Annotated in this window: 13 protein-coding genes; all 13 read right to left on the reverse strand. The window is 64.7% G+C overall.

All coding sequences use genetic code 11. The features are described from left to right. Nucleotides 1–6: 6 nt before the first annotated feature. Nucleotides 7–1,197 (reverse strand): efflux RND transporter periplasmic adaptor subunit, encoded by a 1,191-nt coding sequence (locus QZV93_RS01210; RefSeq protein ID WP_295555275.1) that lies wholly within the window; start codon nucleotides 1,195–1,197, stop codon nucleotides 7–9. Further along, on the reverse strand, nucleotides 1,194–4,376 hold the full coding sequence (locus tag QZV93_RS01215; protein WP_295555276.1) for an efflux RND transporter permease subunit: 3,183 nt from the start codon (nucleotides 4,374–4,376) through the stop codon (nucleotides 1,194–1,196). The genes QZV93_RS01210 and QZV93_RS01215 overlap by 4 nt, the downstream gene beginning before the upstream one ends. 353 nt (nucleotides 4,377–4,729) lie before the next feature. Further along, complete coding sequence (locus tag QZV93_RS01220) at nucleotides 4,730–4,996, reverse strand: hypothetical protein (RefSeq protein ID WP_295555278.1); 267 nt, start codon at nucleotides 4,994–4,996, stop codon at nucleotides 4,730–4,732. A 58-nt stretch (nucleotides 4,997–5,054) separates the two neighbouring features. After that, on the reverse strand, nucleotides 5,055–5,318 hold the full coding sequence (locus QZV93_RS01225; RefSeq protein WP_295555280.1) for a DUF1344 domain-containing protein: 264 nt from the start codon (nucleotides 5,316–5,318) through the stop codon (nucleotides 5,055–5,057). Between the two features lie 128 nt (nucleotides 5,319–5,446). Beyond that, nucleotides 5,447–6,814: a HAMP domain-containing sensor histidine kinase gene (locus QZV93_RS01230; RefSeq protein WP_295555282.1), complete on the reverse strand. Its 1,368-nt coding sequence runs from the start codon at nucleotides 6,812–6,814 to the stop codon at nucleotides 5,447–5,449. A gap of 29 nt (nucleotides 6,815–6,843) precedes the next feature. Beyond that, entirely contained in the window at nucleotides 6,844–7,521 is a 678-nt protein-coding gene (locus tag QZV93_RS01235) for a winged helix-turn-helix domain-containing protein (RefSeq protein WP_295555284.1), read from the reverse strand. A gap of 126 nt (nucleotides 7,522–7,647) precedes the next feature. Next, nucleotides 7,648–10,734 (reverse strand): efflux RND transporter permease subunit, encoded by a 3,087-nt coding sequence (locus QZV93_RS01240; protein ID WP_295555286.1) that lies wholly within the window; start codon nucleotides 10,732–10,734, stop codon nucleotides 7,648–7,650. Nucleotides 10,735–10,746: 12 nt separating this feature from the next. Then, nucleotides 10,747–11,859, reverse strand: coding sequence for an efflux RND transporter periplasmic adaptor subunit (locus QZV93_RS01245; RefSeq protein WP_295555288.1), 1,113 nt, complete (start codon nucleotides 11,857–11,859; stop codon nucleotides 10,747–10,749). A 399-nt stretch (nucleotides 11,860–12,258) separates the two neighbouring features. Then, entirely contained in the window at nucleotides 12,259–12,792 is a 534-nt protein-coding gene (locus tag QZV93_RS01250) for a hypothetical protein (RefSeq protein ID WP_295555290.1), read from the reverse strand. A gap of 1 nt (nucleotide 12,793) precedes the next feature. Next, the gene (locus QZV93_RS01255) at nucleotides 12,794–13,000 is read right to left on the reverse strand and encodes a TOBE domain-containing protein (RefSeq protein WP_295555291.1); all 207 of its coding nucleotides are present in this window, start codon (nucleotides 12,998–13,000) and stop codon (nucleotides 12,794–12,796) included. Nucleotides 13,001–13,077: 77 nt separating this feature from the next. Continuing rightward, a complete protein-coding gene (locus QZV93_RS01260) occupies nucleotides 13,078–15,531 on the reverse strand; it encodes a TonB-dependent receptor (RefSeq protein WP_295555293.1) in 2,454 nt (817 codons plus the stop codon). A gap of 115 nt (nucleotides 15,532–15,646) precedes the next feature. Further along, nucleotides 15,647–18,934 carry an error-prone DNA polymerase gene (locus QZV93_RS01265; protein ID WP_295555295.1) on the reverse strand — a complete coding sequence of 1,096 codons (3,288 nt, stop codon included), beginning with the start codon at nucleotides 18,932–18,934 and terminating at the stop codon, nucleotides 15,647–15,649. 11 nt (nucleotides 18,935–18,945) lie between these two features. Beyond that, the coding region (locus tag QZV93_RS01270; RefSeq protein WP_295555297.1) for a DNA polymerase Y family protein at nucleotides 18,946–20,544 on the reverse strand (1,599 nt) is incomplete at its 5' end.

Raw genomic sequence — 20,544 nt, forward strand, 5'->3', positions numbered from 1 at the left:
CAGCCGTCAGCGCGTTTTCTGGCCGTTGGCTTTCGACACGGTGGCCATGGTCACGGCGACCTTGTCGCCTTCACGCAGAAGCGCGTTGGGCGAGAGGATGACGCGGTCCGCCGTCTCCAAGCCGGCGACGATCTCGACGCGCTCGCCGAAGTCCCGCCCGACTGAAACCTTGCGGAACGTGACCTTGTCCTCCCCGTCCTCGAGTTCGGCCACGGCAACCTTCTGCTGGCCGTCGCGGGTGACAAGGGTGTTGGTCGGCACGGTCACGGGTGTGCGCTCGCGTGCGATGTCGATGGTCACGATGCCCGTCAGCCCGGCAGGGATGCGTTCCTCCGGGTTCGTCATCGTCAGCTCGGCACGCATGGTGGACGAAGCCTGATCGATAAGGCCTGCCCGGCGCACGACCTTGGCTGTGAAGACCTCTCCCGGCAGTTCTGCGAACGAGACCTTGGCGGCGTTCCCGATGCGCACCTTGAGGGCTTCGGTCTGCGGGATATCGAGCTCGACGCGCAACTCGTCGAGGCGCGCGATGCGAAAGAGAGGCGCGCTGGGCTGGGAGTCGTTTGCGGAAACGCGGTCGCCTCGCTCCACCGCGCGCGATACGACGGTGCCCGAAAAGGGAGCGCGGACGGTCAGGAAGCCTTGAACCTCTGCGAGGCGGTGGACTTCGGCTTCGGCGGCGGCGAGATCGGCTTCCGCCACGCGCTCGTTGGCCGTGCGCTCGTCGCGCTGCTGCTCGGAGACATGCCCCTGTTTGACGAGCGCCTCGGCGCGTCCGGCGTTGACACGGGCGAGATCGAGACGGGCACGGGTTTGCTCCACGGCTGCCTTGGCGCGCGCCAGCTCCTGATCCACCTCGGGGGCGTCGATGACCAGCAGAACATCGCCGGCTCCCACCTTGTCGCCGATGTCGACGAGGCGCTTGGCAGCGATGCCGCTGGCGCGCGAGGCGACAACCGCCTGCTCGGCGGGCGCCGTGCGTCCCGTGAGCGTGATGGTTCCCGCCTCACGCAGCGGCTCCGGATTGACGACCCGCACCGTCTTCGGAGTCGTGCCTCCTTGCTGTCCGATGTCCGAGGATGCCTTTGTCGTCGCCTCGGCAGTGACGGGCGACGTGATGGGCTGTGTCCAGGCGAAGTAAATCGCGGCGACGACCGAGGCGATGGTCAGGCTCGTGATGGCAAGGCGCTTGATCATGATGCTGTTGTTTCACCCGCTCGTGGCAAGGCCGTGTCCGGCTGGGAAATGTCGGAAGGATGCTGCGCTTCGATCGTCGCGCCGGGACGCCGGCGGGCGAGTACGGCGAACAGGAACGGCACCAGCGTCAGGGTGGCGACGGTGCCGAGCATCAGGCCCCCCACTACGGCGCGGCCAAGGGGTGCGTTCTGTTCGCCGCCTTCGCCAGCGCCGAGAGCCATGGGCAGGATGCCGACGATCATGGCGGTTGCGGTCATCAGTACGGGTCTTAGACGCGTACGTCCGGCGTCGACCGCCGCCTCGAGCGCGGTCACGCCTTCGGCGAGGCGATCGCGGGCAAAGCTGGTGACGAGCACGGAGTTGGCGGTGGAAACACCGATGACCATGATGAGGCCGGTCAGCGCCGGAACCGAGAGCGGCGTGCCCGTCAAGAAGAGTGCGAGCACCGCACCGGTGATGGCGACCGGCAGTCCGCTCATGGCGATGAACGGCAGTAGCCAGGATTGGAAGTTGACGACCATGACGAGATAGACGAGCACGGCGGCAAGGGCGATGCCACCTGCCATCTCGGTATAGGCCTGCGTCATGGATCGGGCGCGGCCGGCCACTTCGATGCGGTTGCCGGGCTTCAGGCGTTTTTCCATTTCGGCGATGGCTTGGGTCACCTCGGAGTAAACGCCGCCTAGATCCCGCCCTTCCACGTTGGCGAGAACGGTGACGGTCGGCATCAGTGTGGTGCGGTCGATGTTGGCCGGCATGTTGCGCAACTGGATGCTGGCAACGGTGCGTAGCGCCACCGTGCGTCCGCCCTCGGAGGCGCGGACCGGCGTATTCAAGAGCTGCTCGATCTCGACCAGGTTCGATGGCGGAGCGACAATCTGCACCGTGTAGGAGCTGCCGACGACGGGGTCCGCCCAGAATGTCGGGGAGACCGTACCGCCGGTGCCGAGCGCCGACAGGATCGCGGCTGAAGCGTCCTGTGGCGTGACGCCGATCTGCGAGGCGCGCGTGCGGTCGATCTCGATGTAGTAGGATGGCAGGTTGCGGACCTGGCGCACGACCACGTCGACTGCACCCGGAATGGTCCTGATGCGCTCCTGAAGCGCCCGAGCTGTCTCGCCGTTGCCGACACCGTCGCGTCCGATCACGCGCACCTCGATCGCCGTCTGGGCTGTGCCGGCAAGCGTTTGTGCGGTGGCGTCGGCCGGCCGGAAGTAGACGGTGAGCTCGGGGAAGCGCGCACGCAGCATTTGACGTATGGTGCTGACATAGCCAGCGGTCGGCGCGTGACCCTCGCCAAGCTGGATCAGGATCTCGCCGTCAAAGGAGCCGATAACGCCGCTTTCGATCCAGGCGAGGTTGATCGGCTCGGGTGCGCCGATGTTCTCGGCGATGAAGCCGATCTCGTTCTCCGGTACGACGTTGCGGATGGCGCGTTGCACGTCGGCGAAGACGCGGGCTGTCTCCTCGATGCGTTGTCCGGGCGTGGAGCGCACGTAGACGCGGATCATGCCGGCGTCCGTCTCGGGGAAGAACTCGCTGCCGAGGCGCGTCGTGGTCCAGGCGCCGACGGCGATCACGGCGGCGATGGCGGCGAGGGGCAGGCTCTTGTGGCGCGCGAGATAACCGATGAAAGCTGCTGCACCCGAGGATGCGCGCCGGATGATGCCGTCGAAGCCGCCGTCGGCCTCGGTGTGCGCGTGGGAATGGAGGAGCATCATGGCGAGCGAGGGGACGAGCGTGCGCGAGAGCAGATAGGACGCAATCAGCGCGAAGATGACGGCGAGCGCCAGGGGCGTGAAGACAAATGCCGCGGTGCCGGTGAGGAGGAAGAGCGGCGAGAATACGATGCAGATGGCGAGCGTGGAGACGAATTCCGGGAAAGCGACCTCGCTCGCGCTGGTCAATACGGCGTCATTGAGGTCGAGACCCTTCTCCAGATTGCGGTTGATGTTCTCGATCTCGACGAGTGCGTTGTCGACCAGGATGCCGATGGCGAGCATCAATCCGCCGAGCGTCATCAAGTTGAATGTCTGGCCCGTCAGCATCAGTCCCCCGACGGAGGCCAGGAGCGCAAGCGGAATCGAGGTCAGCACGATCAGCGACGACCGCCAGGAGCCGATGAAGACAAGCACGACGAACGCCACCAGAAGACCGACGATGAGGCCCTCCTTCATGACGCTGTCGACGGCGTGCTCGACGAAGACCGACTGATCGAAAATCGGTTCGATGGAGAGACCCTCCGGTGCGGCGGCCCGCAGCTCCGGCAGGCGGCGCTTGATCTCGCGGACGATATCGACGGTCGAGGCATTGCCGAGCTTGAGGATCGAAACGAGCACGGCGTTCTGGCCATCGAGGCGGGCGATGTTGGTCTGCACGGCCTGGCCGTCGCGGACGCTTGCGACGTCGGAAATCTTGATGGTGCGCCCTTCGATCGAGCGTAGCGGCAAATCGGCGAAGGTGGCGACCGTTTCCGGGCTGGCGTTGGTGGTGATCAGGATCTCGCGCGTGCCGGTGCGCAGCATGCCGGAGGGCAGCGTGAGGTTTTGCGCGCCGACGGCACGGGCGACATCGCTCGGCGAGAGATCGTGGGCCTGTAACGCCTCGGGATCGAGGTCGATCATTACCTGCCGCGCGGCGCCGCCGTAGGGTAGCGAAAGGCGGAGGCCGGGTATGGATTGAATCTGTGCGCGGAGCTGGAGACGCGCGTAGTCGAAGAGTGCGCCGTCGCTCAGCGTGTCGGAGGCGACCACGAGCTGAAGGATCGGCACAGATGACGGCACGTAGGGGATGATGAGCGGCGGTACCGTGCCGGGCGGCATGCGGCGCAGGATGGTCTGGCTGACTGCGGTGACCTGGGCGAAGGCGTTGGTGACGTTCGTATCAGGCTGGAAGGTCACGCGAACGATTGCGACGCCGTTCAGCGTCTCGGAGCGTAGCTCGCGGATGTTGTCGACGTTGTTCATGATGGCAAGCTCGCTGAAAGACGTGAGCTTGTTCGCCATCTCCGGAGCGTTGAGGCCCTGGTAGGTCCAGATGAGATTAATGGCCGGGATGTTGACGGCGGGCAGGATGTCGGTCGACATCCGCCGCGCCGAGAGGCCGCCGAACAGCAAAAGCAAAATTGCGAGGACGCCGACCGTGTGCCGATGCGCGATGGCGTATCTGACGATCCACATCCGTCCCTCTGCGCACCCAATTGCGCCCCGTGTCGAGTCTATCGACCGAGGCCTGATGAACTAACTCGGCTCGTTCATTGGGTTATAGCGCATCCGCGCTGGGCGGGAACGGTATCGGCGTCGCGGTCGCCTTCGGTGACGGTCCTTCGGTAACTATCTTTGGTCTGCTGCGCAGATTTTAGGCGGAGCCGCCGCCCTTGGTTGGTCGTGCATTTCATCGGAACGGCGCATCGGGTCCGGGTCAAGGTCCGGGATCGAGCTTTTGTTCCGTAAGCACGCTGGTGGCAGCGGCTCCGCGCCCGGCCATGGGATGAATGTGGGAGGGCGGCCGGGTCGGTGTTCGACACCCGCAATCAGGCGGCGGGGAGGATCTGGATCGCGTAGCGGTGTCCGTGTTGCTCGCGATAGAAGATGCGGACCTGCTCGCCTTTGCGCAGGCCAACGCCCATGAGGCGCGGATCGTATCGATAAACCTGGTTCCGAAGGGTCAGGTGCTGACCCTTCGGATTAAGGTGCTCGATACGTCCGGTGATCTCCTGGGTGGGGCTGGCGGCCGCTGCCGCTCCGGCTGCTGCCGTCATCGCGAGCGCGACGCCCGCCGCCTTTTTCACTATTCTCATGGCACTGTCCTTACGCCGATGCAAAGCTGCGATCCCGAGAGGGATCGCGAGCGGTGACCTACTTCGTGTGGTGGACCTTCGAAGCCAGCATCTTGCCGTCCTTCACCTCGTAGGTGATCGCCACCTTGTCGCCGGCCTTGATCTTGTCGAGCTTCACGTTGCTTCCGACCTCGAAGGTGTCGCCGGTGGCGAGCGTCAGCTCATGCTTGGCGATATCGGTCGATTTGACGTCACCGGTTTTGGTCTGCGTTGCGGCAAGGGCCGCCGTCGAGACCGCGGCGAGCATCGCCAAGGCAACGGGGGCAAGGGCTTTCTTGGACATTTCGTGTCTCCTGAATTCGCTGTGTTTGGTGGGCTCGCTCTCTTGGCGCGCCCATGTCGATGGTTATGCGCGCCGGAGCTTTCCGCTCCTTGGCCGCGGCCATACGCTTTTGTAAAATGACCAAAGTTTCACGAAGTCGCGGGGCTTGGAAATTTGATGGCGACGCGCAGCCCCGGCGCCTGATCCTCAAGCGCGACGCGTGCATCGTGCAACTCGGCGATGGCTGCGACGAGGGTCAAACCAAGGCCGCTGCCCGGGGTCGAGCGGGCGCGTTCGAGCCGGTAGAGGCGGCGAAAGACCTTCTCGCGCTCATGCTCGGGAATGCCGGGTCCGTCGTCGCTCACCTCGGCCCGGAAGCCGTCCGGATCGTCCTGCAAGGCGAGCGCAATGCGGGTGCCGGATGGGCAATGGCGGATGGCGTTCTCGATCAAGTTGGCAAAGAGCTGCACGAGCAGCTCGCGATCTCCCTTGATCACTGCGGGCTTCCAGCGTCCGTCCGGCCAGGCGAGCTGGTAGCCGGCGTCTTCCGCGACCGCGGTGTAGACGTCCGCCACGTCGTCGAGCACCGAACCAAGATCGATGCTTGCAAAGCGGATCCTGCGCGCACCGGCCTCGATCTGCGTGATGCGCAGCAATGCGTCGAACGTTTCCATCATGCCGTCGAGGTCGCCGAGGGCATCTTCGACGGCAACGCGGAAGTCGGCGGTCGTGTGGGCGCTGCGGCGTGCCACGTCGAGGCGCTGGCGAAGCCGGCCGACGGGCTTCTTGAGATCGTGGGCGATGTCGGATGACGACTGGTTGACGTTCTCGATCAGTGTCTGGAGATGCGCGAGCGTGCGGTTGACCTGGGCGCCCACGTGATCGATGTCGTCACCGGAGCCTGACATGGGAACACGGGCGTCGATCTTTCCTTCGGACACGGCGGACAGTGTTTTTGCGAATGCATCGATGCGGTGCTGTGTGCGGGCGGCCAGGAACGCGCCGCATACGGCGCCGAGGAGCGTGGTAGCGACGAGCCCGATGCCGAGCACTTCGAGCAGGAAGGTTTGCGTGCGCCTCAGCTCGCGATTGGAGCTGCCGACCAGGAGCTGTCCTTTTGAAACGGGCCGCCAGATCGCCTCAAAGCGATCGTCCGGCTCGCCATTCTCCCAATCGGTCTCGATGTCGTCCCGCTCAAGTGAGATCCACGACGCCGAAGGCTTGATGCCGCTGACGTTGCCGGCCACGTGGCGTCCCGTGTCGTCCAGAAGCTCGATGATGAAATCGGCATCTCGCACAGAAATGCCTTCGCCCGACACGGCGGCGGTGAGGTCATCGAAGCCCTTCTGGTGATCGATCGCCAGGAGGGATTCCATGGTTTCCTGGGTGCGGGTGCGAATCTGCTCCGAGAGCCGCGCCGTGATGCCGAAGAAGACGATGGCGAAAAGCGCCACGACGGTGAGGGCGAACAGCGCAGTGAACGTTGCGGCCAGGCGGACCGGGGTACGCTTCAACACGGCCGGGCTTCCTCTATGAGGCAGAACCGTCACGGACCGTCATGCAGGCTGTAACCGGCGCCGCGGATGGTGTGGATCAGTTCCGTGGCGAAGGGCTTGTCGATCTTCGTGCGCAGGCGGGAGATATGTGTCTCGACGACGCTTGTTTTGGGATCGAAGTGGAAGCTCCAGACGCGCTCAAGCAACATGGTGCGTGTGACGACGCGGCCCTTGTTGCGCATCAGCACCTCGAGAAGGCGGAACTCACGGGGCTGGAGGTCGATCTCCGTGCTGCCACGGTAGACCTTGCGCGTGATGAGGTCGAGCGCCAGGTCGCCGACCTTGAGGCGCGTCTCCTCACCCTTGAGGTGCGGGCGGCGTGCCAGTGCGTTGAGGCGTGCCAGGAGCTCGGAGAACGAGAACGGTTTGACGAGATAGTCGTCGCCGCCTGCATCGAGGCCGTCCACGCGGTCGTCGACGCCGCCCAGGGCGGTCAGAAAAAGGATCGGCACTTTGCGGCCGGCGGAGCGGAGCGCCTTGACGATGTAGAGACCCTCGTGCCCGGGAAGCATGCGGTCGATGATCATGACGTCGTAGTCGTCGGACATGGCCTGGGCCATGCCGTCGCGGCCATCGGCCGTATGGTCGATGGTGTGCCCTTCCTCCTCCAGCCCTTTGACGATGTAGGCGGCGGTATCCGGATCGTCTTCGATGAGAAGCACACGCATGGTCGGCCCCTGCGGAGGTATCAATACCTAAGTATGTCCCGAACCACTATAGGGCCGCAACATGTTCGCCGGCTTACGGTGCCATTACATATTTGTAATTTCTGGTGTGAATCCAGATGGATGGCTTCAAGCTATGGCTTCGCGGGCTGGCGTGACCGGTGGGGCGCCTTCGAACTCTGCGTCCAGCTCGTCCGGGCGGTGCTCCGCTGCGAGGGCGAGGTAGATCACCGGCAGGATGAAAAGCGTGAACAGTGTGCCGATGGCCATGCCCGTCACCAGCATGATGCCGATGCTGTTGCGCGCCTCGGCGCCAGCGCCGGTGACGAATACCAGCGGCAAGTGGCCGAAGACGGTGGCCGCGGTGGTCATGAGGATCGGTCTCAAGCGAGTCTTCGCGGCCTCACGGATCGCGGCGAGCTTTTCGAGGCCCTGCTTCTGCAACCCATTGGCGAAAGCGACGATCAGGATGCCGTTCTTGGCGATCAGGCCGACCAGCGTGATGAGGCCGATCTGGCTGTAGATGTTGATGGTCGTGAAGCCCAGGAAGGTGAAGACGAGCGCGGCCGTGAGGGCAAGTGGCACGGAGCCCAGCAGCACCACGAGCGGGTCGCGGAAGCTGCCAAACTGCGCAACGAGCACGAGATAGATCAGCAGGATGGCGAAGCCGAGCGTTCCGGCTAGCGTGGCGCCTTCCTGACGGATCTGGCGGGATTCGCCCGCGTAGTCGATCGTGTAGTCGGCGGGCAAAATGGTGCGGGCGGCGTCCTCCAGCGTGGCGAGGGCGGTGGCCTTGGTGATGCCCGGAGCGACGCCGCCGTAGACGCGGAAGCTGTCGGCCTGCTGGAAGCGGGCGAGGGTGCGGGGCGCGGTTTTCGTCTCGAGACTGGCGATGGCGGAAACCGGGATCTGCGTTCCGTCGCGGGTGCGGATCTTGTAGTCGAGCAGCTTTGCGGCGACTGCGCGCGCATTGAGATCGACCTGCGGAATGACCTTGTAGGCGCGCCCCTCGCGTGTGAAGCGATTGACGTAGTTGCCGGAGATGAGGAGGCCCAGCTGGCGGCCGACGTCGGCGAGGTCGAGGCTGAGGTCGGCCACGCGCTCGCGATGCACGGTGACGATGACCTGCGGCAAATCGATCTTGAGGTCGGTGTCGGCAAACATGAACTGCCCGCTGGCGAAGGCCGCGTTGACGAGCTTGCCGGCGTAGTCGGCCATTTGCTCGGGCGTGCCGGGTCCCTTGAGCACCAGCTCGACATCGTAGTTCCCGGCGCCGGGCAGTGCCGGTGGCAGTACCGGGAATACCTGAAGCTCCTTGATCTTCGACACGGCTCCGAAGATCTCGGGCTGGATCGCATGGGCAGGGCGCGTACGGTCGTGCCAGTTCTTGAGGAGATAGCCGCCGAAGCCGGTCGAGGGGAATACGATCTCGAACATGGCCTCGTATTCGGGCAGCGTCTTGCCGATTGCCTGCACTTTATCCATGTGGCCGGCGGTGTAAGCGAGCGAGGCGTCGGGCGCGGAGTTGACGATGAGCAGGATGAAGCCCTCGTCTTCGACAGGGGCAAGCTCCTGCGAGGAAAACATGTAAAGCGGGACGGCCATCACGCAAATGAAGGCGCCGAACGTCAGAACCTGCGCGCGCAGGTGGAGGATAACATCGAGCGCGCGGCTGTAAGCCTCCGAAAGGCGGTCGAGGCTGCGGCTCACGAAGCGAGCGTAGCGGCCTTCGTGGCCGCCTTCGTAGGCCGAATAGGCGCTCATGACCGGCGAGAGCGTGACGGCGACGAAGCCCGAAACGATGACGGCGATGGCCAGCGTGAAGGCAAACTCCTTGAAGAGCACGCCGGTCAGGCCGTCGAGGAAGCCGATCGGCGCGTAGACGGCGGCCAGCGTGATGGTCATGGCGAGGATGGGCGTAAACAGCTGGCGGGTCGAGACGAGCGCCGCCTGCAATCGGGACATGCCGTTCTGCATATGTCGCGTGACGTTCTCGACGACGACGATGGCGTCGTCCACGACGATGCCGACCGAAAGCACGATCGCGAGCAGCGTCAGAAGATTGAGCGAGAAGCCCATGGCCAGCATGGCGGCGGCGGCGCCGACGAGCGAGATCGGGATGGTAACGAGCGGTACCAGCGCGCTGCGCCAGGAGCCGAGAAACAGGAAGACAATGACGCCGACGATGAGCACCGTCTCGGAGAAGGTCTTGCCGATCTCCTTCAGCGAGTTCTCCATATAAACGGTGCCATCGTAGGCGAGGTCGATCTCGGTGCCCTTCGGCAGATCGGGGCGGATGGCGTCGAGCTCGGCGCGAAGCGCGTAGGCGACGGCGATCTCGTTGGTGCCCGGCAGCGGCCAGACGGAAAGATAGACGGCGTCCTTGCCGTTGTGACGAACGTTGGCCGTCTCTTCTTCGGAGCCGAGCTCCACATGACCGAGATCGGAAATGCGGACGATGCGGTTGGCGTCCTCGCGCACAATCAGGCGCTCGAATTCCTCTACGCTCTTCAGATCGGTGTTGGCGAGCAGGTCAACCTGGACCTGGCTGCCCTTCGTGCGGCCGACGGCGGCGAGGAAGTTGTTGCGGGTGAGTGCGGCTTCGACCTCGTTGGCGCCGAGGCCGAAGGCGGCAAGGCGGTCGGCGTCAAGCCAGATGCGCATGGCCTGCGGGCGGGCGCCTTCAAGGCCGACGCGCTGCACGTTGGGGATCGTCGAGAGGCGGGGCTGGATGTTGCGCGAGAGATAGTCGGTGACCTCCGCAGGCGTCATGGCGTCGGAGATTACGCTGACGTAGAACGTGGCGTAGGGCCGGTCCGCGCGCTGGACCTCGATGACGGGGCTTTCGATCTCTTGGGGCAACTCGCTCCGGATCTGATCCATGCGGTTGCCGACCTCGGCGAGAGCGACCGTGCTCGGGTGATTGAGCTTGAGGCGGGCGGTGACGGTGCTCACGCCGGCGACGCTCGATGATTCCACATAGTCGATGCCGGTGATGGACGATACGGCGCGCTCGACCGGCGTCGTCACAAAGCCGCGGATACTGTCGGCAGATGCGCCCACATACACGGTGGTGATGACGATCGACGAGCTTTCGATGCGCGGATACTGCTGGATCGGCAACTGCGTTACGGCCCTCAGGCCGATCAGGACCAGCGCCAGGTTGACGACCACTGCGATGACGGGGCGCCGGACGAACATTTCGATGAGGCGCATTCGGCTTGCTCCTCAGTTGACGCCGACGGACGGCGCCGGCGCGGCAGCGGTGCTCGTGTCAACGAGCAGGCCTTCGCGCAACTTGAACGAACCCGACGCGGCGATCAGCTCTCCCGCTTCGACACCCTTGTGGACGGCGATCTCATCGCCCTGCACGGCACCGGTGGTCACCTGGCGGGCGCGCGCGCGCAGCTTGCCTTGCTCCTCGACGAGGACGAAGACGTGCTGGCCATTGGGTGACCGGCGGATCGAAGCGAGGGGTACGAGCACGGTCGGTTGCGGCGGGGACGTGATGGCGGTCACGTCCACGAACGTTCCGGGGCGAAGCGCTTCGCCGAATCCCTTGGCGACGGCGCGGAAGCGGATGGCGCGGTTGGTGCCGTCGGCGCTGTTGTCCTCGGCGACGATGGTGGCCGTGGTCTCGCCGCCCGGAACGGCGGCGCCCGTCAGCGTGACGCGTGCACCGGGGCGGATCACGGCTGCGCTGTCCTGAGGCAACGAGAAATCGACGTAAGCGTCGGCTGCCATGCCCTGCAGCGTGACGATGCGGGTGCCGATGTCCAGGTAGGCGCCGGGCTGCCAGTCGGTGATCCCCACGCGGGCGCGGAACGGGGCGGTGATGCGCTTCTTATCGACGATGACGGCGAGGGTCTTGGCGCGTGCGGTCGCGGCTGCGAAATCCTCACGTGCGCGGTCGAGCTCCTGCTGATTGAAGGCGGCGCTGTCACGGAGGTTTTCGCGGCGATCGAGGGTCAACTTCGCAAGACGGGCTTCGGCCTCGGTGGCGGCGAGCGCGGCATTCTCCTGGCGGACATCGAACTGGACGAGAAGTGCTCCTTGCTCGACGACGTCCCCGGATTTGAAGCCGATCTCGGCGATGACGCCTGCGATCTCGTTCTTGATCTCGACCTGGCGCAAGGCCACCACAGAGCCTATGGCGCGCGTCGTTGCCGACCATTGGCCGGTGCGCGCATGGACGGAGAGCACAGCTTCGACCGGCTCTGGAGTCGCCTGCGACGCGGCGATCCCAGCCTGGATCTCATTGTATTTGTAGTATCCAAGCCCGCCGGCAATTCCGGCGATGGCGAGGATCACAGCCAACCAGGCTGAGACGCGCCTAAGCATTTTGTCCTCGGGCCGTGCTTTGGGTTGACGCAATGGTCGCGCTTGAAGGCGTGTCCGCTGGACACCCGCTGGTTACGCTCGCGGCGCGTCCTTGGATGCTCCCTCGGTAGCTCATCCTGGCGAGGCCATGCGGGCGCGGGTTCTCCCAGACGCCGAAGCCGTATGGTCTCATCGTATCCAGGACGGGCGACGCTCCCCCTTTCCGACACGTCGATCGGACTATTTTTCTTACGTTATGGGCTTTCTTCGGCCGGGAGGTCGTCCAAGGTCAAGAGGGACCTTGGACAAAGGGTTTCCGGGCGGCCGTGCACGCGCGCCGGGTGTTGCCGTTCGGTGGCGCATTTGCTGGGTTTTCCCGGGTTTACATGGTCCGGGCAGCAATTTTGGGGGCGTATATCGTCAGTCCGCGGCGGGTCGAATAACAACCCGGATGCTCGGGCTGCGTGTGCCGCTCACCTGGATCGAGAACGGGCCCGGGGCGACCTCGAAGCGCACGCTTTTGCGGATGCCTTTGCAATCGTGAGAGCCGGTGTGGCCCGTTGCCTCCAAAGGCGCGCCGTTCTGCACGACGTCGACCCAGCCGTGGTCCGAGATGGTGACCTGGTAATGGGTGGCTGCGAGCGTGCCCGTGACGTGCACCACGCCGCCGAAGGTCTGATCGTCGTCGGGCTTCGGCGTGCGCGTCGGCTTGCCTGGGAATGTCACTTCTGCGAGCGGAAGCAGCGCTACCTCGATGGCTTTGCCGGGCGGGATCGCAGCCAGCGTAGCGCCGGAGGCGACCTTCTCGGCGCCGGCGGCGTTCATCCAAGACAGCTCGGTGGCGAGGGGCCACAGAAGGCCCTCGCAACCCTTCTCCTCCGCGGCCGCAACGGTTTGCACCGAGGTGCCCAGGAGCGCCGCCAATCCGGCCAGGACGAGACGAAGCCTTCGCATCTCATTCCACCGCGATCATGACGTCCGAGGCCTTGACGACGGCCGAGGCCGACATGCCGGGTGCGAGCTTCAACTCGTCCACCGCCTCGTTCGTGATCGACGCGGTGACGACGGTGCCGCCGACGTCGATCCGCACGTGGGCCGTGGTCGCTCCCTTTTTCACTTCGACAATCTTGCCTTTGAGCACATTGCGGGCGCTGATCTTCATGGCGATCTCTCCACAGGGACGTATGCGCTAGGATATAGCGCACTTACGTCTCGCGGCCAAATCCGCGCTGGGTCACCTCAGAACCGTACTCTCGCATTGGCGAAGAACTGACGGCCGGCTTCGGGAAAGCCGTCTGCGAGCGCGTAGTTCTCGTCGAACAGGTTGGTTGCGCCGATGGCGATGTCGGCATTGTCATTGAAGGCGTACTCGGCCTGAAAGTTGACGATGCTGTAGGCGCCGATGTCGGTGAAGTTGGGGCGCGCGTTGCGGATGTTGTTATTGGCGTTGTTGGTCGGCGTGTTGGCGTCAAGGCAATTGACATGATTGCTGATGCCGTTCGGCGGACGACGCAGCAGGGTCGAGTCGCACCCCGTAACGAGCACCGTGCGGTCGCTGGCCATTTCCACGCTCGGCGTCAGCGTGAGCTGTGGGATCGGCTTCCACGACAGATAGACGAATGCCTTGTGGGTCGGCGTGCCTTCGGGCTTGTAAGCGGCAACCGATGCGATGGCGGCTTCCGTCAGAGCAGCCGCATTGGCGATGCCCTCGAACGGCGTCACTCCGAGTGAGGCCTTGAGATAGTCGAACTCGCGCTCGATGTAGGTGTAGTTGCCGCCGATGCGCAGCGTGCGGGTGATGTCCCAGTCGGCCGAGACTTCGACACCCCGTGTCTTGCCGTCGGCGTTGAAGCCGATGATCGACGTGCTTCCGTTGGGTGCGAAGAAGGCATTTTGGATGCTGTCCTCGATGTCGGAATAGAAGGCGGCACCCGAAACCTTGAGGCCCGGTATCAGCGTATCCGAGAGGCCGATCTCGTAGTTGGTCGCGCGCTCGGGATCGAGGTTCGGATCGACCGCACGGGTGCCAAAGCGCGTGCTGTAGCGTTCGAACAGTGTCGGGAAGCGGGTGCGGGACGATACGCTCGCATGGGCCGTTCCGGTGCCGCTGTAATTCAGGATGGCGGCGCCTTGCCAGTTCCAGGCGTCGACGTCCGGCTTCTCATCCTGCGATCTGATGACGAGGATGGGATCGTTGTCGTCGTCCACGAATTCCGCCTGCAGGACTTCATTGCGGTCGTAGCTCACGCCCGCGACGAAATCGAGGAACGACGTGGCGTGGAAGGTGTTCTCGACAGCGAACGACCACGTCTCCTCGGCATTCGTCTCGGTGGGAGATCTGCCCGTGAACACGCTGACGTTGCTCTCATAGTCGAGATCCCATTCCTTATGAACGTCTTTCCGGTAATGGATCGTTCCTTTGAGCGTGTTCATGGGAATGAGCTTGGTGCCCAACTCAACGAAACCGCCGTAATTGTAGTCGTCGTAGATGCTGTCGAGAAAGCGTGTCGTAAATGTTGCATCGTCGTGGAACTGCAGGTTGCTGCCGAACGTCGAATAGTAGGCGTTTGTCTTTACGTAGGACGCTTCTCCGAGCTGCGTCTTCGACAGCCATGACACTTGTGACGTCGACCAGTCGTCCCATGACCAGAAACGTTGCTTGTCGACAAAGAAGATGTTCTGCACGGCCTGTCTGTCGGTGTGCAGCGGACTTCCCCGCTCGTTGGCCTGGGTGGTGTAGCTGATCGTGTATTCGTCGGTCGCATTCGGCGTGATGCCGATCTTGGCGTTGATGCGCCAGTCCTCGAAGTTCGAGTGGTCGCGGTTGCCGCCGTCCTCGTAGGGATAGTAGTCCGGCCGATATCCGGGAGTGGCCGGCCCTGCGGGCTGGAAGTCATCCGACAGGTTGAAGTGGTCCTGGTCGACGATCGTTCCGCTGACCTGAGCGTAGTAGCCCTCCTGGCGCGTGCCGGCGTAGGCGTAGCTGCTCCATTGGTTCATGTCGCTGACATCGCCGTTCATGACGACACCGGCGCGGCCCTCGAACTCAATTTCCTTTGTGGGCTTGCGGGACACGAGGTTGACGGCGCCGCCGAGCCCGCCAGGGCCGTTCAAGACGGAGACATAGCCCTTCTGCACCTGGACCTCCGCGAGATCCGGCGTGAGGAAGCGGGCGAAGTCGAGGCGGTTATCGGCGGGCAGGTAGATGCGCACGCCGTCCATGTAGAGGGGGACGCGAAAACGGTCGAAGCCGCGCACCTGGATGTCTCTCTCGTTGCGGCTGTTGCCGCTCTGCTGCACAGAAACGCCGGGAAGGATGCTCAGGGCCTGATCGAGCGATTTCTTGTTGTAAGTCCACATCGCCTCATTGGTGATGGTGGAGCCGCCGATCAGGTCGAGCTGGCCGAGTGTGAAGGGGGCGACCTCAGGTCCTGCGTCCCCTACGGTGCCGGGAAGATCGGATGTGCCGGGCTCGGGCGAGGCTCCGCTGCTGCCTGCCGTCAGCGGGCGCTTGGCCTTTCGGCGCGGCGGCTCGGAGGGCGCCTGAACGACGACGGGGGGAAGCGGGGTGGCTTCATCGGCCGTAACGTCACCGCCGGCAGTGGCTGCGGCCCCCGTGTCCTGCGCGAGTGCTCCGGATGCTGCGACGCAAAGACCCGCCGCGGCAACGGCGGCAAACACGCACTTCGACATTTTCTTGTTCCCCAACACTCAGTGGACCGCGCGGTCCACACTCCCCATTGCTTAGTTATATTCATGTGAATATAGCGATGGGCAAGTGCAAAATTGCATCACTCGACGGGCCGTCTTAATGGAAGTCGCGGCTTTTGATCGGTAGCGGTGTCGTGTGCGTAGGTGGCGAAGCACCGGTTCCGCCGTCGTCGAGCCATTCGCTCTCGTACAGATGTGCCAGCTCGGCGCTCAGATCGATGAAGCTTTCGGCGAGCACATGGACGACCTCGCCCGCGCGTTGGAGGCGGCCGCGCACGGCGAGAAAGCGCGCCGACATGATCGTGCGGCGGTTGGCTGCGAACACTTTCGGCCAGACGATGATGTTGGCGATGCCGGTCTCGTCCTCGAGGGTAAGGAAGACGACCTTCTTTCCGCCGGGCATCTGGCGGATGAGAACGAGGCCGGAAACAATGATTTTCTGTCCATCCTTGGTTTGTTCCCGGTTCCGCAGATGCGCATTCGGCGTCGTGCCGTTGCGATCAAGCCGCGGACGGAAGAACGACACCGGGTGCGCCTTCAGAGACAAGCCTGTCGTGACGTAATCCTCGGCCACGTGCTCCGGGAGCTGCATCCGGGGAAGGGCGATCTCGGGTTCGGGGAAGAGCTCATCGCCGAGATGCGGATCGAAGAGCGGGAGCGTTTTGCTTTTTTCTGCGCGAGGCTTGCCCTTTCCGGCGGCCGCTCTGTTTCCTGTGCCCACACCGATGGTTCGCAGCCGGCGGGCGGACCAGAGCGCCGCTCGGCGGTCAAGGCCCATGGAGCGAAAAGCATCGGCCGCAGCCAGGCGCTCTATCGCGGCACGCGAGACGCCAGGAGCTGCGGATAGACGCTCGATGCTGCCGTAGCCGTTGCCCCGGCTCGCCACGAGGGCTTGCATCTCCTCTTCGCTCGAGCCGTCGATCTGGCGGAATCCCAAACGTAGTGCGAAGCGATGGGAGCCTTTGGCGGCTGGTTCCAGCGTACAGTCCCAATGGCTGAAGTTGACATCCGCCTCGCGCACCTCGACGCCGTGCTCGCGCGCGTCGCGGACGAGCTGGGCGGGCTGGTAGAAGCCCATGGGCTGGCTGTTCAGGATGGCGGCGCAGAAGACGTCCGGATAGTGGCACTTCATCCAGGCCGAGGCGTAGACGAGAAGCGCGAAGCTTGCCGCGTGACTTTCAGGGAAGCCGTATTCGCCGAAGCCTTCGATCTGGCCGAAGCAGCGCGCGACGAACTCGGGGTCGTAGCCGCGGGCGGTCATGCGGGAGACGAACTTGTCGCGGTAGAGATGAACGTTGCCGTTGTGGCGGAAGGTGGCCATGGCGCGCCGAAGCCCGTCGGCTTCGTCGGATGTGAACTCGGCGGCCGTGATGGCGATCTGCATCGCCTGCTCCTGGAACAGGGGCACGCCCCTGGTGCGACTCAGGACGTTCCTCAGCTCGTTGGGGTCGCTGGGGGGAGCGGGAGAAGGATAGTGCTCCGGCTCGAGGCCTTCGCGGCGCTTCAAGTAGGGATGCACCATGTTGCCCTGGATGGGACCGGGGCGGACGATGGCGACCTCGATGACGAGGTCGTAGAACGTGCGCGGCTTGAGGCGTGGCAGCATCGACATCTGCGCGCGGCTTTCGACCTGGAACACGCCGATGGAGTCGGCTTTGCAGAGCATGTCGTAGACCTTGCCGGTCTCTTCCGTGCTCTCGTCTTGCGGGATCGTCGCGAGGGTGAGCGGCCTGTCGTAATGCGTCTTCAGGAGATCGAGGCCGCGCCGGAGCGTGCTCAGCATGCCAAGCGCCAGCACGTCGACCTTCATGAGGTGAAGGGTGTCGATGTCGTCCTTGTCCCATTCGATGAAGGTGCGGTCTTCCATGGCGGCGTTGGCGATGGGGACGGTCTCGTCGAGACGCCTCCTGGTCAGGATGAAGCCGCCGACATGCTGGGACAGGTGACGCGGAAAGCCGATCAGCTCGCGCGCAAGCAGGATGGATTGGCGGATCCGCGGATTTTCCGGGTCGAAGCCCGCCTCGCGGATGTGCTTGTCGGGGAGACCGTCGGCGTGGCTGCCCCAGACCGTCTTGGCGAGGGCTGCGGTGATGTCGGGCGTGAGCCCCATGGCCTTCCCGACCTCGCGGATGGCGCGGCGCGAACGGTAGTGGATCACGGTGGCGCAGATGGCCGCGTACTCGCGGCCGTAGCGCTTGTAGACGTACTGGATCACCTCCTCGCGCCGCTCGTGCTCGAAATCGACGTCGATGTCGGGCGGCTCACCGCGCTGCTCGGAGATGAAGCGGGCGAAGAGAAGGTTGCTGGTCGCGGGATCGATCTCCGTGATGCGGAGGCAGAAGCAGACGGCGCTGTTGGCGGCCGAGCCGCGGCCCTGGCACAGGATGTGCTCGCTTCTCGCGTAGCGGACCACATCGTGGACGGTGAGGAAATAGCGTGCGTAGTCGAGCTTGGCGATGAGCCTCAGCTCTTCATGGAGCTGCTTTTCGACTTTCTCCGGGATGCCACGCGCGTAGCGCCACGCAGCGCCGGCCCACGTCAGATCCTCGAGGTGCCCTTGTGCGGTCTTGCCGGGGGGCACGGGCTCGTCGGGGTACTCGTTTTTGAGATCGCCGAGATCGAAATGGCAAGCGTTTGCAATCTCGAGCGTGCGTGCGATCGCATCGGGGACCCCCGCGAAGAGGCGTGCCATTTCGGCGGGTGTCTTGATGTGGCGCTCGGCGTTGGCGGCGAGACGGAAGCCGGCCTCGGAAAGTGTGCATTGCTCGCGAATGCATGTGACGACGTCGGCGAGGGGGCGGCGCTCCGGCGTGTGGTAGTGCACGTCGTTGACGGCGACTAGCGGCGTGCCGGTGCGACGTGCCAACTCGTCGAGCTCGCCGAGGCGGCGGGGTTCGTTGCCCCGATGGCTATGAATGCCGGCGAGGAAGCTCGCGCCCGGCGCGACGTGCGCCATGCGTTCGAGGCGCTGGGCGAAGGCGGGGCTCAATTCCTCGGGCGGCAGCGCGATGAAGATCTGACCGTCGGCTGCTTCGAGGATGTCCTCGAACGTGAGGTGGCATTGCGTGTGCTCCTTATGCGGCACCTTGCGCCGGCCCATGGTCAGCAGGCGGCAGAGGCGGGCAAAGGCCTCGCGGTCGGTCGGATAGGCGAGGATTTCGAAACCGTCGACGGTGACGAGGCGCACGCCCACGATCAGCTTCAGGGCCTTGCGTTTTCTCCATTCGTCGAAGGCGCGCACGATGCCGGCGAAGCTGTTGCGGTCGGCGATGGCGAGGGCCGTGAGGCCCGCCGCCTCGGCGGCGACCACCATCTCGGCCGGGTGCGAGGCTCCGCGCAAGAACGAGAAGTTGGTGGTGACGGCGAGCTCCGCGTAGCAGGTCATGGTGGCTTCTCTCATGCGAAGAGGCCGTGGACGAACCAGCGGGGGGCGGCCGTCTCGCGGCCGGGGATGCCTTCGCGGTAGAGCCAGAGGCGGCGGCCCGTGTCATCCTCGACGACATAGTAGTCGCGCGTCGGCTTCCATGTCTGCGCGCGCCACCACTCGGCGGCGATGCGCTCCGGCCCTTCGGCGTGTGTGGCGATCAGGCGCTTGCCGCGCCAGCGGATGTGCTGGGGCGGGCCATCCGGCATGAGAGCGATGACATCCACCGGTTCCGCGCGCGGCAGCAGGAGCGGCGGGCGTGTGTTCTTCGCCGGCGGCCAGGATGCGGTTTCGTCATGCGTCCCGGTCAGCTTGCCGCGGCGTTCTCCAATTTTTTTTTCGCTGCGCTGTTTGGTTTGTTTCTCGCTACGCTCGGGCCAATGGCTTGCGATCGGCATGATATGATGGACGCTCTCCGCCCCCAACCGCTGGCGCAGCGCATCGAGCAGCACGGTGCAGCGTCGCGCGCGCTCGGTTTCCTCCGAGGTGGTCGCGAGCGTGTGCTGACGCGGGTCAACTTTTTCAGTGAGGGTGACGGCGAGACTCAAGGTTTCGAAGCCGAAGCCGGCTTCGAGCAGGCGTGCCACGCGTTCGAGCTTCAAGCGGATCAAGCGGGCGACATGGTCCGGGCTCTGCGTCGGTAGTGTGCAGGCGACGTCGAGGCGCTGCACGATGCCGTCGACGCGGTAGAGGGCGAGCCGCAGGCTTCTGGCGCCGACGCCGTCTGCTTCGAGCCTCGGCACGAGGTCCTGCATGAGGTTTCTCGCAACGGTGACGACGGCGTCCTCGGTGCTGATGGGCTCGAGCAGAGAACGGGTTTTCACATAGGCCGGCGGAGGCGTGAGCAGGGGCAGCGGTTCAGGAGTGTGACCCAAGGCCTGATCGAGACGCCGCAGGACGTCTTTTTCGAAGCGGGCCGCGAAAGGTGCACGCGGCTTGCCGATCAGGTCGCCGATGCGCTTGAAGCCGAGGCGGCGCAGGGTGAGCGCCGTTTCGGTTGCGAGACGCAGGCTTTCGACCGGAAGCGGCAGCAAAGCCTCCCTCTCCAATCCGCCAGGCACGATGACGGACGCCTTGTGAGCGTAATGCGAGACGGCCCAGGCGGTGCCGGGTGTCTCCGCAAGGCCCAGGCGTACCGGGAGACCGAATGCCGTGAGGCGCCGCGCGAGATCGGCGAGCAGCTTGTCCTCGCCTCCCAAGAGATGCGTTGCTCCCGTCACGTCGAGAAAGAAGCCGTCGCTCCCGCTTTCAACCTTTTGGAAGATCGCGACGGAGGGCGTGTAGCGGGTTGCCCACAGTGCGAGGCGCAGGAGGGCTTTCGCATCGGCCGCGGGCTCGGCGATGCGGACCTCGACGGCGCCGATGCGGGCGCGGGCATCGGCCAGCGTTTCGCCGACGGCAAGGCCGCTCGCCTGCGCTGCGGGATTGAGTGCGACAATGCGCGGCGCGTCCGTGCCGTCGGCGAGCACGAAGGGCGTGCGGGAATCGACGGGTCTGCCCGTGGGTCTACGCCGCTCCGCTGCTCTTATTTCCCGCTGCTCCGCAGCTCCCATTTCCCGCTGCTCCGCAGC

This window comes from uncultured Hyphomicrobium sp., from assembly GCF_902826555.1.
Lineage (GTDB): Bacteria > Pseudomonadota > Alphaproteobacteria > Rhizobiales > Hyphomicrobiaceae > Hyphomicrobium_C.

Excerpts from the sequence above, each read along its gene's own strand:
- QZV93_RS01210 (WP_295555275.1), bottom strand. The coding sequence starts at position 1,197 with ATGATCAAGCGCCTTGCCATCACGAGCCTGACCATCGCCTCGGTCGTC.
- QZV93_RS01250 (WP_295555290.1), bottom strand. The coding sequence starts at position 12,792 with ATGCGAAGGCTTCGTCTCGTCCTGGCCGGATTGGCGGCGCTCCTGGGC.
- QZV93_RS01255 (WP_295555291.1), bottom strand. The coding sequence starts at position 13,000 with ATGAAGATCAGCGCCCGCAATGTGCTCAAAGGCAAGATTGTCGAAGTG.
- QZV93_RS01225 (WP_295555280.1), bottom strand. The coding sequence starts at position 5,318 with ATGTCCAAGAAAGCCCTTGCCCCCGTTGCCTTGGCGATGCTCGCCGCG.
- QZV93_RS01235 (WP_295555284.1), bottom strand. The coding sequence starts at position 7,521 with ATGCGTGTGCTTCTCATCGAAGACGATCCGGATACCGCCGCCTACATC.
- QZV93_RS01245 (WP_295555288.1), bottom strand. The coding sequence starts at position 11,859 with ATGCTTAGGCGCGTCTCAGCCTGGTTGGCTGTGATCCTCGCCATCGCC.
- QZV93_RS01265 (WP_295555295.1), bottom strand. The coding sequence starts at position 18,934 with ATGACCTGCTACGCGGAGCTCGCCGTCACCACCAACTTCTCGTTCTTG.
- QZV93_RS01260 (WP_295555293.1), bottom strand. The coding sequence starts at position 15,531 with ATGTCGAAGTGCGTGTTTGCCGCCGTTGCCGCGGCGGGTCTTTGCGTC.
- QZV93_RS01220 (WP_295555278.1), bottom strand. The coding sequence starts at position 4,996 with ATGAGAATAGTGAAAAAGGCGGCGGGCGTCGCGCTCGCGATGACGGCA.
- QZV93_RS01215 (WP_295555276.1), bottom strand. The coding sequence starts at position 4,376 with ATGTGGATCGTCAGATACGCCATCGCGCATCGGCACACGGTCGGCGTC.
- QZV93_RS01240 (WP_295555286.1), bottom strand. The coding sequence starts at position 10,734 with ATGCGCCTCATCGAAATGTTCGTCCGGCGCCCCGTCATCGCAGTGGTC.